General features: G+C 37.1%; 12 protein-coding genes. 10 read left to right on the forward strand and 2 right to left on the reverse strand.

Going from position 1 to position 14,409, the window contains the following annotated elements; translation table 11 throughout:
- The first annotated feature begins 7 nt into the window (after positions 1 to 7).
- The 5 genes from dctP (at position 8) to pta (ending at position 4,576) form a co-directional block, all read left to right on the forward strand.
- Positions 8 to 1,090 carry a TRAP transporter substrate-binding protein DctP gene (gene dctP, locus WKT09_RS03640; RefSeq protein ID WP_340414743.1) on the forward strand — a complete coding sequence of 361 codons (1,083 nt, stop codon included), beginning with the start codon at positions 8 to 10 and terminating at the stop codon, positions 1,088 to 1,090.
- A gap of 149 nt (positions 1,091 to 1,239) precedes the next feature.
- Positions 1,240 to 2,406, forward strand: coding sequence for a M24 family metallopeptidase (locus WKT09_RS03645; RefSeq protein ID WP_340414744.1), 1,167 nt, complete (start codon positions 1,240 to 1,242; stop codon positions 2,404 to 2,406).
- Positions 2,407 to 2,517: 111 nt separating this feature from the next.
- The gene (locus WKT09_RS03650) at positions 2,518 to 2,787 is read left to right on the forward strand and encodes a DUF5327 family protein (RefSeq protein ID WP_340414745.1); all 270 of its coding nucleotides are present in this window, start codon (positions 2,518 to 2,520) and stop codon (positions 2,785 to 2,787) included.
- A gap of 39 nt (positions 2,788 to 2,826) precedes the next feature.
- On the forward strand, positions 2,827 to 3,195 hold the full coding sequence (locus tag WKT09_RS03655; RefSeq protein WP_340414746.1) for a DUF423 domain-containing protein: 369 nt from the start codon (positions 2,827 to 2,829) through the stop codon (positions 3,193 to 3,195).
- Between the two features lie 406 nt (positions 3,196 to 3,601).
- Entirely contained in the window at positions 3,602 to 4,576 is a 975-nt protein-coding gene (pta, locus tag WKT09_RS03660; protein ID WP_340414747.1) for a phosphate acetyltransferase, read from the forward strand.
- 227 nt (positions 4,577 to 4,803) lie between these two features.
- On the opposite strand, the gene WKT09_RS03665 is transcribed toward pta, so the two are convergent.
- The gene (locus WKT09_RS03665) at positions 4,804 to 5,661 is read right to left on the reverse strand and encodes a lipoate--protein ligase family protein (protein ID WP_340414748.1); all 858 of its coding nucleotides are present in this window, start codon (positions 5,659 to 5,661) and stop codon (positions 4,804 to 4,806) included.
- 91 nt (positions 5,662 to 5,752) lie between these two features.
- On the opposite strand from WKT09_RS03665, the gene WKT09_RS03670 reads away from it, so the two are divergent.
- Both WKT09_RS03670 and WKT09_RS03675 read left to right on the forward strand, forming a co-directional pair.
- Positions 5,753 to 7,063: an HD domain-containing protein gene (locus tag WKT09_RS03670; RefSeq protein WP_340414749.1), complete on the forward strand. Its 1,311-nt coding sequence runs from the start codon at positions 5,753 to 5,755 to the stop codon at positions 7,061 to 7,063.
- Positions 7,064 to 7,100: 37 nt separating this feature from the next.
- Positions 7,101 to 7,610, forward strand: a complete 510-nt coding sequence (locus WKT09_RS03675; protein ID WP_340414750.1) for a YwhD family protein — start codon at positions 7,101 to 7,103, stop codon at positions 7,608 to 7,610.
- A gap of 141 nt (positions 7,611 to 7,751) precedes the next feature.
- On the opposite strand, the gene WKT09_RS03680 is transcribed toward WKT09_RS03675, so the two are convergent.
- Positions 7,752 to 9,734, reverse strand: coding sequence for a transglycosylase domain-containing protein (locus tag WKT09_RS03680; protein ID WP_340414751.1), 1,983 nt, complete (start codon positions 9,732 to 9,734; stop codon positions 7,752 to 7,754).
- 257 nt (positions 9,735 to 9,991) lie between these two features.
- On the opposite strand from WKT09_RS03680, the gene WKT09_RS03685 reads away from it, so the two are divergent.
- The 3 genes from WKT09_RS03685 to WKT09_RS03695 all read left to right on the forward strand — a co-directional run bounded on the left by WKT09_RS03685 (position 9,992) and on the right by WKT09_RS03695 (position 14,407).
- Entirely contained in the window at positions 9,992 to 10,426 is a 435-nt protein-coding gene (locus tag WKT09_RS03685) for a DUF1934 domain-containing protein (RefSeq protein ID WP_340414752.1), read from the forward strand.
- The gene (argS, locus tag WKT09_RS03690; protein ID WP_340414753.1) at positions 10,423 to 12,096 is read left to right on the forward strand and encodes an arginine--tRNA ligase; all 1,674 of its coding nucleotides are present in this window, start codon (positions 10,423 to 10,425) and stop codon (positions 12,094 to 12,096) included. Before WKT09_RS03685 ends, argS begins: the two co-directional genes overlap by 4 nt.
- Before the next feature lie 199 nt (positions 12,097 to 12,295).
- Positions 12,296 to 14,407 (forward strand): (Fe-S)-binding protein, encoded by a 2,112-nt coding sequence (locus WKT09_RS03695; protein ID WP_340414754.1) that lies wholly within the window; start codon positions 12,296 to 12,298, stop codon positions 14,405 to 14,407.
- Positions 14,408 to 14,409 lie beyond the last annotated feature (2 nt).

Genomic DNA, 14,409 nt, shown 5'->3' on the forward strand with positions numbered 1-14,409 from the left:
CAATGCTTTGTTCAACAAAAAAGGTTTTATTGTATTTGTAGGGATGTTAATGTTGACGATGTTTTTGGCAGCTTGTGGTGGAGGTAATAATAATGCAGGCGGTAATAATGGTGGTGGAAATGCTGGTGGTGATGGGGATACGATCAACTTGCGTTTCGCACATGAAGAAGGGCAAGGAGACGTACAAGATTTATATGCCAATAAATTTAAAGAGATTATTGAGGAAAAATCTGGTGGAGATATAACAGTAGATGTATATACTGCAGGTCAATTAGGATCGAATATGGACGTATTGCAGTCATTACAAACAGGAGCAATTGAAATGGCCATTACATCACCAGGTTTCTCTGGAGATGTTATTACTGAGTCACAAATTATGGCCATTCCGTTTTTATTCTCAGATAATTTAGAAGTAAATAAAAAGGTTTTAAACGAAAGTGAAGCATTATATGGTCCACTTGCTGAAAAATACGAGGAAAAAGGTTTAACACCTTTTAAATTCTGGTTAGAAGGATTTATGTATTGGACAGCAAACAAAGAAGTAACGACAGAGGACGATATGAAAGGTTTAAAAATTAGAACGATGCCGACGAGTTTAATTATTAAGTCGTATGAATTAATGGGTGCCAACCCAACACCGACAGATTCAGGTGAAATTTATACGATGCTACAAACGAAAGGGATCGATGCACAAGAAAACCCATTATTTTATATCGTAAATAGTAACTTCCTAGAAGTACAAGATTATTTAATGGATTCTAAACACCATATTTATACGACAGTAACTGCAGCAAACCAAGATTTCTTCGAGGGATTATCAGAAGAACATCAAGAATTAATTCGTGAAGTAGTAGAGGAAGTAAATGAATGGTCGTTTGACATGCAAGATGAAGAACAGAAAAAAGCAATGGAGAAAGCAAAAGAAGAAGATGTAGAAATTATTGAATTGACTGCAGAAGAGCGCGAAGTGTTTAAAGAGCTATCTTTAGAAGCTCGTGAACTATACAAAAACGAAAGTGACGCAGCGAAGGAGATTATCGAAACATTAGAAAAAGAAATTGAAGAGGCAGAAGCGGAATTAGGGGAATAAGTTTTCCAGTTCATTTTCTATTCATGTGACGAAACACAAATAAAATAAAGTAAATAAAGATACCGAACAATGATGGTAATGAAGAAATACAATTATCGTATTGTTCGGTTTTCTTTACGCAAAATAGGACAGAATGAGGGTGAAATAATATGTTGTTTTCAAAGGCTGAGTATGAAAAAAGGATACAAAAAACAAAGGAAAGTATGCAGTCTCGTGGGATTGATGTATTGTTGTTAACAGACCCAGCAAACATGAATTATGTAACAGGATTTGATGCATGGTCGTTTTATGTGCATCAATTAATTATCGTTACATTGGACCATGATGAACCGATATGGGTTGGTCGCGGCATTGATGCAACTGCTGCACAATTTACGACATGGTTAAAAGATGAAAACATCCTTTCCTATCCAGATCATTATGTGCAAGCAACGGATCGCCATCCGATGGACTTTGTTGCCGATTTGTTAGAAGAGATGAATCAGGATACTAAGACGATTGCTGCTGAATTTGATGCATATTATTTTACAGCGAAAAACTATATTCAATTAACGAAAAAGTTGCCCAATGCTAGTTTTGTCGATGGAACGAGTTTAGTCAACTGGATTCGCATTGTAAAATCGGATGAAGAGATACAATTAATAAAGCGAGCTGCAAACATCGTAACGATGACGATGGAACATGCAATAGAACAAATACATGCCGGTGTGAGACAATGTGATGTCGTAGCAGAAATTTATCATAAACAAATTTCTGGCACAGAAGCATATGGGGGAGATTATACTGCGATTGTTCCGTTGTTACCGACTGGTGAAAAAACATCTGCCTGCCATTTGACTTGGACAGATGAAGTGTACAAAGAAGGAGATCCAGTCATTTTAGAACTTGCTGGTTGTCATAAACGATACCATTCTCCGCTTGCAAGGACGATGGTCATTGGTGAGCCGACAGATCAATTAAAAGAGTTGGCAGATGTAGCAGTAGAAGGAATGGAAGCGGCTTTATCTATTATTAAGCCGGGTGTAACATGTGAAGAGGTGGAACTTGCGTGGCGAACATCCATTCAAAAACGTGGCTATGAGAAAGAATCGCGGATTGGATATGCGACAGGATTAAACTATCCGCCAGATTGGGGCGAGCATACGGCTAGTTTAAGACCGGGAGATAAAACAGTGTTACAACCAAATATGGTATTTCATATGATTCCAGGGTTATGGTACGATCATATCGGTATGGAAATAAGTGAAACATTTCGTGTGACAGAAACAGGGGTGGAAGTATTAGCAAACGTAGACAGAAAATTATTTATAAAGTAATGATTCGATGAACAATTTAGTAAAGTGTATATTGTTACTAAGTTGTTCATTTTTTTATGCAACAGGGATAAATGTCCATGATATACTAAGATAAGAAGTGGAGGGTAATACATGATTTCAAAAAAGACATTGCTTCATAAGATGGACCAAGCACTACAATTAGCGAAACAAACGTCGAATGAAGAGGTTATGAGACAGCAAATACAAAAAGTACATGTATTAGCGGAATTAATCATTGAAGAAACATCTATGACCAAAATGTCTACACAATCGATGGGTGTTCCTAATCAAATAGAAACGAAAAAGATCGTTACACCAGAACAGGTAGAACATCAAACAATAGACCATCAAGATGATGGCACATCGATTTTTGACTTTTAATAAGCAAATCAATAGAAAAGGAAAGGGTAGGATGAGAGAATGAAAGTATTTTTTGTCATTAGTGCGATTTATGGATTTTTAGCAGTTGCATTAGGAGCGTTTGGCGCACATGGATTAGAAGGGAAAATTTCTGAAAAAGCGTTAGATGCTTGGGAAAAAGCAGTAAAGTACCAAATGTTCCATACGGGAGCATTATTAGCCGTTAGTATCTTATTGTTAAAAGAACAGACTGGCTCATTAGTAGCGGCAGGATGGTTATTTGTTATTGGTACATTATTATTCTCAGGAAGTTTATATGTGTATGCACCGACAGGAATTAAATCTTTAGCGATGATTACACCAATCGGTGGAGTTATATTTTTAATCGGATGGATCTGTTTCGGAATAGCCGTTTCGAAATTATTTTAATATAGAAATAATAAAATAAATATGCATAAAATGGATATGGTTCTGCATAATTGTAGAACACTTTCATAAGATCGAGCCATTTTATATAATAAAAACGCATCCAGAATGAGATTGCAAAGAATAAAGAAAGCAGCAAGTATGATCGTTAACAACATTGTTTTAAAAAAGCTAATCAAAATAAATATGATCGCACAACAAAGAGAGAGTGATTGGAAGATGTCCATTTTAATTAGTGGATGATACAACTTCTGTCCCCCTCTCTTTTTTATGTCATTATATGCGTATAAAAAGAAAAACATGTGATGAAATCTCGTAAAAGGTATAAAAATAACTTCACAAATGTTTTAAATTGTATATAATAAAGTTATCGGACTATCGAAAATGAGAGAAGAGGAGAATGCATGCGATGAGTGATTTGTTTGAAGTGTTAAAAGGGAATTTACGTCATGGTGAACAAAAAAAGGTAGTATTTCCAGAAGCAACAGATGAAAGAATACTAGTTGCGGCATCAAGATTAGCACAAGATGAATTAGTTCAGCCTATTTTAATTGGAAATGAAGCAGCAATTAAAGCTGCTGCTGACAAGTTACAAGCAGATGTAACAGGCACGACTATTTTAGACCCAGACAATTATGACGCATTCGATGAGATGGTTGACGCTTTTGTAGAAAGAAGAAACGGAAAGGCAACGCAAGAAGACGCGAAGAAAATTTTGAAAGATGCGAATTATTTTGGTACGATGCTTGTGCATATGAATAAAGCGGACGGGCTAGTAAGTGGAGCCGCTCATTCAACAGGTGATACGGTACGTCCAGCATTACAAATCATTAAAACAAAAGAAGGCATTAGTAAAACATCCGGTGTATTCATTATGGTACGAGAAGAGGAGAAATATGTATTTGCCGATTGTGCAATCAATATTGCACCGACTAGCGCCGATTTAGCAGAAATCGCGGTAGAAAGTGCACGTACTGCAAAATTGTTTGATATTGAACCAAGAGTAGCGATGTTAAGTTTCTCCACAAAAGGTTCCGCAACATCCGAAGAGACAGAACGTGTAATTGAAGCGGTAAGTATCGCAAAAGAAAAAGATGCAAACTTAATTGTTGATGGAGAATTCCAATTTGATGCAGCATTCGTCCCAACGGTAGCAAAGAAAAAAGCTCCAGATTCCGAGATTCAGGGGGACGCAACGGTATTTGTATTTCCAAGTCTAGAGGCTGGAAATATTGGATATAAATTAACTGAGCGTCTAGGTGGTTTTGAAGCAGTAGGACCAATTTTGCAAGGATTAAATAAACCAGTAAATGATTTATCAAGAGGATGTAGTGAAGAAGATGTGTATAAACTAGCATTAATAACAGCGGCACAAGCTGACTAATGATGGAAAAGAAGTGGAGAGACGAATACTTGTCACTCCACTTCTTTTTATTTTATCACTAGTGTACGGCTCAACAATAGATGGTGTTGGTGTAAAAATGCACGTAGACTCCTGCGTGAAAGAAGGCCTAGATAAGACAAGGGAAGGCAAAGCCTGATCTTGGCTTAGCAGCCGCACGCGGAAAGCGGAGTACATTTCCGAAGTGACATATTCACGTTAACACAACATTACGATGGATTGTATGAACGAATGGCTTCATTCCGTTTTAACATTTGTTCGTATCGTTTTTGGAAAATCGCTTCTTCCTCTTCGATTAAGTTACTTTCTTCCAATTGAACGCCTTTTTCCTCTAAAATAGAGCGAATGTCCTCTATTACTTCTTGCACCGTAAACTGTTGGTCGAGCAGTTCGTTGATGGAACTCATAACATGAGGGTTCACTTCTGGGTAAGCCATCTTCGTTTTCGTATCTTTTTTACTTCGGCGATAAAACTCTCTTACAATCGACGCACGTTCATAACTAGAGCCCTCAATATCCATATATATTTGAACCGCAATCCCATTTCGGACGCGTCGTTGTGAAATGCCGGCGAACTTTTTACCACGGATACTTAAATCATAATCACCCGGGCAATAAGATCCGACAATCTCGTAAGCTTTAATTTCATCTGTATAAGGGGCAAAAAGTAGTTGTACGAGCTCAAACATCATATCATACCCATCATTAATCGATACTTCTTGATTGCCTGGGATAATGATCGACATATTTAGTACACCGCGATTTAATAATACTGCAAGCCCACCAGAATTCCGAATAACCGCATGGAAATGTTTTTCTTGCAAAAATTGTAACCCATCTTCTAAATGTGGTAATTTCCCATCGATAATGCCGAGAACGACAACATTTGGATGGACCCAAAATCGGACGGTTGGATGTACCGTATGTTGTCCGACCATCGTTGCAATCGCATCATCCACCGCAAAATCTGAAAGAGGTGTATTATCTCTATTAAAAATGGTCGTTTCTTTGGAGTGGTCGATCAACCTCACTTTTTCGTGGCTTAATAATAAAGCTAATTTATGCATAAAAATGATCCTTCTTTCAAACTAAGTTTTAACTAACCTAAAAGTATTATATAATAGAATGAAATGGGATGGAAAGAAACGGGTGATAAGTATGGAATACAAAGAGAAACAATTAGACGAAGTAAAAGTATTTAAAGACCCTGTACATCGATATGTTCATGTACGTGACCAAGTTATATGGGATTTAATCGCTACAAAAGAGTTTCAACGATTACGTAGAATTAAACAATTAGGAACGACATATGTTACGTTCCATGGTGCAGAGCATAGTCGTTTTAACCATTCGCTCGGTGTATATGAAATTGTTCGCCGAATGATTAAAAATTTCCATCAAGATGAAGGGTGGCATCCAGAGGAAAGATTAACAGCGCTTTGTGCCGCATTGTTACATGATTTGGGACACGGTCCTTTTTCACATTCTTTTGAAAAAGTATTTGGCCTAGATCATGAACAATTTACACGAAATATTATTTTAGGAGATACGGAAGTTAATGAAGTGTTGAAAAGAGTAGACGAAACATTTCCAGAAAAAGTAGCGAGTGTCATTCAAAAAACGTATAAAGATAAACTAGTCGTTAGTATGATTTCGAGCCAAATTGATGCAGACCGCATGGATTATTTATTAAGAGATGCCTATTATACTGGTGTGAGTTATGGTCATTTCGATATGGAAAGAATATTGCGTGTCATGCGTCCAACAGAGGATCAAGTCGTCGTGAAAGTAACGGGAATGCATGCGGTAGAAGACTATATTATGTCACGCTACCAAATGTACTGGCAAGTATATTTTCATCCTGTAACGAGAAGTGCAGAAGTAATTTTAACGAAAATTTTTAAACGAGTAAAACATTTATACAAGGCTGGTTATGCATTTCAAATTGAGCCGACATTATTATTGCCGTTATTTAAAGGAGATGTGGATATCGATAGTTACTTACAGTTAGACGAATCTGTCGTGAACTATTACTTTCAACGTTGGCAATATGAAACAGACCCGATTTTATCCGACTTATGTGATCGTTTTGTGAATCGTCGTTTATTTAAGTATATTGAATATGACCCAGAGAGAGAAAAAAATAAATTAGATAAATTACAAGCACTTTTCCAACGAGCAAATATTGATTCGACTTACTATTTAACCATCGATTCTTCCAAAGATTTACCTTATGATGTATATCGAAAAGGAAAAGACCGTGTACCGATTTATTTACAAACATCTTCTGGAGAAGAGAAAGAACTTTCGACACACTCTGTTATTGTAGAAGCAATTACTGGTAAAACAAGGGAAGATCATAAATTATATTATCCAAGTGAAAAAATTGCAGCGATAGAAGATACATCGTTACGAGAAGAAATTTTAAAGCTACTACACGTTCGTTCTTCACATAATATGATACAATGACGGTAAATGGTGATATGGAAAGGGGAGCTTATCTTTAATGGATAAAAAGAAAAAAACGACACAACAATTTACAATTATAAAAGATGACTCTACAGACGGTCATGGTGGATATGGTATTGGCTCTATTTCATTAGAGAATATGTCCTCCATCATTGTGGACCCGAATGAAAATAAAGCATATGTGGATATGGATGCAATGCATGCCAGAAGCGAAATAGAACGTCGCGTAAAATATTTTAATGACCGTTCGGAAGTACCTGACGGATTATTATATTGGATTGTTTGGGTGACAGTAGAACGTGGGGAAGATGGACCTTATTATGCAGGTGTGACGGCAAGTGAGTTACGAGTCGATAAGCCGAATAAACGTGCCTATAAGTCTTTACCTGAACATGTGATCCATATGGAGAAGTCATTAAAACATAAAGTAATCGTCGATCATATGGATGAGAAATCTCGTCGTTTATTATGTGATTTCTTAAAAGATTTTGATGAAAATATGTGGGAATTTTCATCAGATGAATTAAAAACAGCACTCGAATTTTGAACAGTTTGTGACAAAAATTTAACTTAATAGTTAACTCTTGTACTTTACGTATATAGTTTGTAATATAGAATGTACATGGGCTACTCATGTATTGCTAGGACAATAAAGAAACCGACCTCCATCCAGGGTCGGTTTCTTTAATTATGTCGAAGAATGCAAAAAGAGTTGCCAAAACGGTATATTTACATTGGTTTGTTCATCCGAGCAATACGTGGTCGGTTCAGTTCCTTTTTCAAAATAAGCTGTTCGTCTTACTTCACACTGTTCTGTTGCTAGTAAGCCTGTTTTCGGGTCGATTACTTTTTCAACGAGTCCATCTGGTTTTTGGAAGGCTTCTTCTTCCACTGTTTCATGGGCTCGTTCCATCGTTTCTGCCCATACTTTTTTGGCAATTAGTTTTTCCTCGTTTACTTGTATCGTCGTATTTTGGTCATATCCCGTCCAAACACCCGTAACGAGTGTCGGTGAAAAGCCAATCATCCAACTATCGGCATCCGTTGTACCTGATTTTCCTGCATATTCTCTCGTTAACATTGGTGAAATGGAGGCGCCGGTAACGGTCATATAATCATTTAAGCGCTCATCAAACATGCCTTTCATTAAATCGATTAAAATATAATTTTTTCTTTCATCTAACACTTGCTCTTCTTCACTAGCATGTTCATAAAGTACTTTGCCATCTGGTCGAGTAATTTTTTCGATGGTATAACTTTGTGCAAACTTTCCGCTATTTGCAATCGTACGATATCCATTTGTCATCTCAAGCAAGGAAATCGAAGCTGTCCCAAGTGCTAATGAAGGAACGTTCGGTAATGGTGCAGTGATGCCAAATTTTTTCGTCGTCTCAATTACAGTGTTAGCCGATAATAATACATTTGTTTTTACCGCATAAATATTATCTGACAATGCGAGAGCCGTCATTAATGTAATTGGGCCATTTGCATAATAGTCATTGAAATTACCAGGCTCATATAATGTATCCTCAGAAGTAGTAAAGGCTGTCGGTTTGCTAACTAATACGGATGAAGGTGTAAAATGATGTTCTAATGCTGCATAATATAAAAATGGTTTAAATGTCGATCCGACCATTCGATTCGCATGGATGGTGCGATTGAAAGAACTTTCAGCATAATCCTTTCCACCGATCATACTACGAATTGCTCCGGTTTGTACGTCCATTGTAACCGTTCCTATTTGCAGCTCACTATCGGTCATATAGGTATGTACAGCTTGTTCTGCATGGTCCTGAATGGAAGGGTCAAAGGTCGTATAAATATGCAGTCCTTGTTGTAAAAGTTGTTGTTCAGACATATGTAAAATGTCGGCTGCTTCTTTTAATGTGTAATCTGTAAAATACGTGCGTGCAGAAGAAAGATCGTTTTCTGCTCGTTCAAAAGTAAGTGTCGCTTGTTTCGCCATCACATAGTCGGCTTCTTGAATGACTTTTCCCTCTCGTAATTTACTTAAAATAAAATGTTGTCTTTCTGTTGCACGTGTTTCGTCATTTAGGGGGGAATAATAAGTCGGTCCTTTTGGAATACCGGCAAGCATGGCACTTTCAGCTAATGTTAAGTCCTTCGGGTCCTTTTGAAAAAAATAGTGACTTGCATCTTCAATTCCGTAAATTCCATGTCCAAAATAAATCGATTGCATATAGGTTGCTAAAATCGTTTCTTTATCGTAAAACATTTCAAGACGAATCGTATAAAAGGCTTCTTTCAATTTACGTTCAAACGTTTTTTCATTGGATAAATATAAGTTTTTAGCGAGTTGTTGTGTAATCGTGCTCGCTCCTTCTTTTAAGGCCCCTGCTTGAATATTGTTCATGACGGCTTTTAGCATGCGTTTAAAATCGAAGCCGACATGCTTATAAAAGTCTTTGTCCTCTGTTACTAGAAGGGCATCCGTGAAATCGGATGAAATATCTTCAAGTTTTAATGGAGTTGTTTTCGTTTTGTTTTGAAAAATGGATTGGTCATATCGATCATATAAAATCGTTTCCGTTTTTGCCATTATTGGTGGTGGACCTTGTTTATAGGCAAAAAACAAGATACTACCGAACGAAAGACACATAAGGACCAATATAACCGCTATTCCGAGGCATATTTTTTTAACCCATCTCATGTTGCAACCCTCATAATCATTAGATGTAATATCATTATTATTGGTTGGATGCGCATGATTTAAACAATTTTTTTATGATGGAATAAATTCATTGTGTACGAATGGTAAATCAAAATAATTATCGTTATAATAGATGTAGCATATTTTGGATGATGTTTTATCATATGTATTTGCATAAAAGAGACGAAACCAATTTTGGGCGCATATAAGCAATTCGTAAAGAACCTATAAACATTATCCAGATGTAAGGAGTTATTATGGAGCTAAATAAATTAGAGGTACCTATACAATTACGTACGGTCATCGAAGAAAATGGCGATAAAGAAATGAACATCATCAAGCAAGTAGGTCAATATGTCGGTGCAAAGAATCGTGAAGTAATCACATTTTCTGAGGAGACGGAGCTTGGAGAAGTTCGTAATTTTATAACGCTACAAGATGGGAAGATGACATTGAAACGTTCGGGGCAATTAACGATGAACCAGAAGTTTATACTCGGGCAACGGACAGAAAGTATTTATCGTCATCCATACGGCACATTGCATTTAGAAATAGATACAAAAAAGTTGCAATACAATCGAATGGAACAAGGACGTAAAGGAAAAGTAATCATACAGTATGACATGATCATTAATGGAGAGCAGAAAAGACGACACCATTTAACGCTTATATATGGAGGAGAAAAAGAATGACTGTTTTATCAGAAATAGAGGCGACGTTAAAAGAAAGCATTAAGCAAGCCGTTTTAGAAGCGGGATTAGCACAAGAAGAGGAAATCCCAGCTATCGTATTGGAAAAACCGAAAGAGGAAGCACACGGAGATTTCGCGACGAATATTGCGATGCAATTAGCACGTGTAGCTAGGAAAGCACCACGACAAATTGCAGAAGACATCGTAGCGAAATTTGACAAAGAAAAAGCAAATGTACAAAACACAGAGATTGCAGGACCAGGCTTTATTAACTTTTTCATGGCAGAAGATTTCTTAGGTGACATCGTTCCAACAATTTTGGAACAAAAAGATGCATATGGTCGTTCAAATGTCGGGGAGAACAAACATGTGCAAGTTGAATTTGTTTCTGTAAACCCGACAGGGGACTTACATTTAGGTCATGCTCGTGGGGCGGCTTTTGGGGATGTATTATGTAATGTATTTGCTGCTGCAGGTTTTGATGTAGACCGTGAATATTATATTAATGATGCAGGAAACCAAATCGATATGTTAGCAAGTTCTATTGAAGCACGTTATTTCCAAGCTTTAGGGGAAGAAAAACCGATGCCAAAAGATGGTTATCATGGGCAAGATATTATTGACATGGCAGAAAAACTTGCTAAAGAAGATGGAACGAAGTGGAAAGAGACGGCGGAAGAAGAAAGAATGAAATTTTTCCGAGATTATGGACTTGCTTATGAATTAAACAAAATTAAGGCTGATTTAGATGAATTTGGCGTTCATTTCGATCGCTGGTTTTCGGAAATGTCGTTATATGAAGAAGGAAAAGTCCAGCAAGCATTACAAACATTAAAAGATAATGGATACGTTTATGAAGAGGATGGCGCGACATGGTTTAAATCTACAGCATTTGGCGATGACAAAGACCGTGTACTTATTAAGCAAGATGGCTCTTATACGTACTTAACACCAGATATTGCATACCATAAAGATAAATTAGAGCGTGGATACGATAAAATTATTAATGTGTGGGGTGCAGACCACCATGGATATATCCCTAGAATGAGTGCGGCAATACAAGCATTAGGATATGATAAGGAAAAATTAAGCGTAAGTATTATTCAAATGGTGAACGTACTGGAATCTGGAGAAATTGTTCGTATGAGTAAACGTACAGGAAAAGCTGTTGCATTACGTGAATTAATGGATGAGGTTGGGGTAGATGCTGTTCGTTATTTCTTTACGATGCGTTCAAATGATTCACAATTAGATTTTGATATTGACTTAGCGAAATCACAATCAAATGAAAACCCAGTCTTTTACGTACAATATGCACATGCGAGAATTTGTACCATGTTAAAAACAGCGGAAGAAAAAGGCTTTGATATGGATGGTAAGCATGCAAATATGTCTTTATTAACATCTGTGAAAGAAACAGATTTATTGAAACATTTAGCAGCATTCCCACAAGCGATTGCAGATGCAGCATTGCGTGAAGCTCCATATCGTGTGACACAATATGTGTACGACTTAGCAGCTTATTTACACAGTTTCTACAATGCGGAAAAGGTAATCAATGAAGATGACAAAACACTTACGAATGCAAGAATTGCATTAATGCAAGCCGTTCGTATTGTTTTAGTAAATGCATTAACTATTCTAGGTATTCACGCACCGGAAAAAATGTAAGAAAATTTCGCCGTATTTCAACATAAAACTTGGGATACGGCTACTTTTTTACAAAAAGTATAGAAAATCATTGACTGAATAGTCATTCATGTTTTATGATAGTATACATAAACAAAGCTACTGTATTTTAAACAGTATGTCATTTTTTTCGAATAATATTGAAAACGTTGTCATTATATGGAAGGGTAGGAGGAGAGCGATGAGTACATTTTTAACGATTAATTTAATCGCGTTTATCGTCGTCGTTTTATATGGGTTATATTTATTTTTAAAAGCCGTGTCAACGCGATTAGCTTATATGAAACTTGGAAAGAAGTCGGAATTTGATGGAAAAGTAAAAGAGCGACTTCAAGATGTATGGACGATAGTGTTTGGGCAGTCGAAACTATTAAAGGATAAGAAATCTGGAACGATTCACGTCTTAATGTTCTACGGGTTCATTCTCGTCCAATTCGGTGCAATTGATATGTTTATTAAAGGACTCGCACCAGGAAAACATTTACCTTTTGGACCATTATATCCAGCGTTTACGTTTTTCCAAGAGTTCGTTACATTAGCTATCTTATTTGCAGTTGCATGGGCATTTTATCGCCGTTATATTGAAAAACTTGTCCGTTTAAAAAGAGGTTGGTATGCAGGTCTTGTCTTAATTTTTATCGGAACGTTAATGATTTCAGTATTATTCGGGAACGGAATGCTTCAGATTTGGGAAGGGAAGCCAGCGACATGGGCTGAACCAGTGGCAAGTTCAATTGCGTTTGTATTTGGTTTCTTAACACCGAATGCGGCGATGGTATTATTCTTTATTGCTTGGTGGATTCATACTATAACGATTTTAGCGTTTTTAGTTTATATTCCACAATCTAAACACGCACACTTAATTGCGGCACCAATAAATGTTTTCTTAAGTAAACGTGTGCCTGGAAAATTAAAAACTATTTCATTTGATCTGGATGAAGAAATGGAAGAAGAAGAGTTTGCATTTGGGGTTGGAAAAGTAGAAGATTTTGAACAATATCAAATGTTAGACTTCTACGCTTGTGTAGAATGTGGACGCTGTACAAGTGTATGTCCAGCAGCAACGACAGGGAAAATGTTGTCCCCAATGGATATTATGATTAAATTACGGGACCATTTAAATGACAAAGGAGCAGCTGTAACGGGGAAATCACCTTGGGTTCCTTCTTTTGCATTTGGGGACCAAGGACCGAACAAGTTTGCGAGAATGGAACGGGATGCAGCAATCGAAGAGATGAATGCTGTTAGTATGATAGGGGACGTCATTACAGAAGAAGAGATTTTTGCATGTACCACTTGTCGTAACTGTGAAGATGCTTGTCCTGTTATGAACGAACATGTTGGAACCATCATGGATATGCGTCGTTACTTAGTGATGACAGAAGGGAAAATTGACCCGGAAGCACAGCGTGCCGTGATGAATATTGAACGTCAAGGAAACCCTTGGGGATTATCGAAGAAAGATCGTATTAAATGGCGTGAGTTGGATGAGGATGTATCAATTCCAACGATTAAAGAGTTGAAAAAAGAAGACAAAGAATTTGAATATTTATTTTGGGTCAGCTCGATGGGGGCATATGATAGCCGAAGTCAAAAAATCGCACTTGATTTTGCTAAATTAATGAATGAAGCAGGAGTAAGTTTTGCTATTTTAGGAAATAAAGAAGCGAATTCAGGGGATACGGCAAGACGAATTGGAAACGAATTTTTATTCCAAGAAATTGCTGAGAAAAACATCAAAGAATTTACGAAAAATGGTGTTACGAAGATTGTAACGATTGATCCTCACGCGTACAATATTTTCAAAAATGAATATCCTGATTTAGGATTTGAAGCAGAAGTGTACCACCATACACAATTATTATTTGATTTAGTACGGGAAGGAAAGTTACAACCGAAAGGCCGTATTGAACAACGTCTAACATACCATGATTCATGTTATTTAGGACGTTACAATGGCGTATATGATCCGCCACGTGAAATTTTAACGTCTATCCCAGGGCTAGAATTAGTCGAAATGGTTCGGACACGTGAAAATGGAATGTGTTGTGGAGCAGGTGGAGGTCTCATGTGGACAGAGGAGACGACAGGGAACCGTGTGAACGTTGCTCGTACAGAGCAAGCATTAGAAGTAGAGCCATCGATCATTTCCAGTGCATGTCCATTCTGTTTAACGATGTTAAGCGACGGAACGAAAGCGAAAGATGTGGACCAAGATATTAGTACAATGGATGTGGCAGAAATTTTAGCATTGTCTGTATTTGCAGATGTAAAAGAGGAACAAACAGCATAGAA

The sequence above is a fragment of the Pseudogracilibacillus sp. ICA-222130 genome (assembly GCF_037892545.1).
In the GTDB taxonomy this organism is placed as follows: domain Bacteria; phylum Bacillota; class Bacilli; order Bacillales; family Amphibacillaceae; genus Pseudogracilibacillus.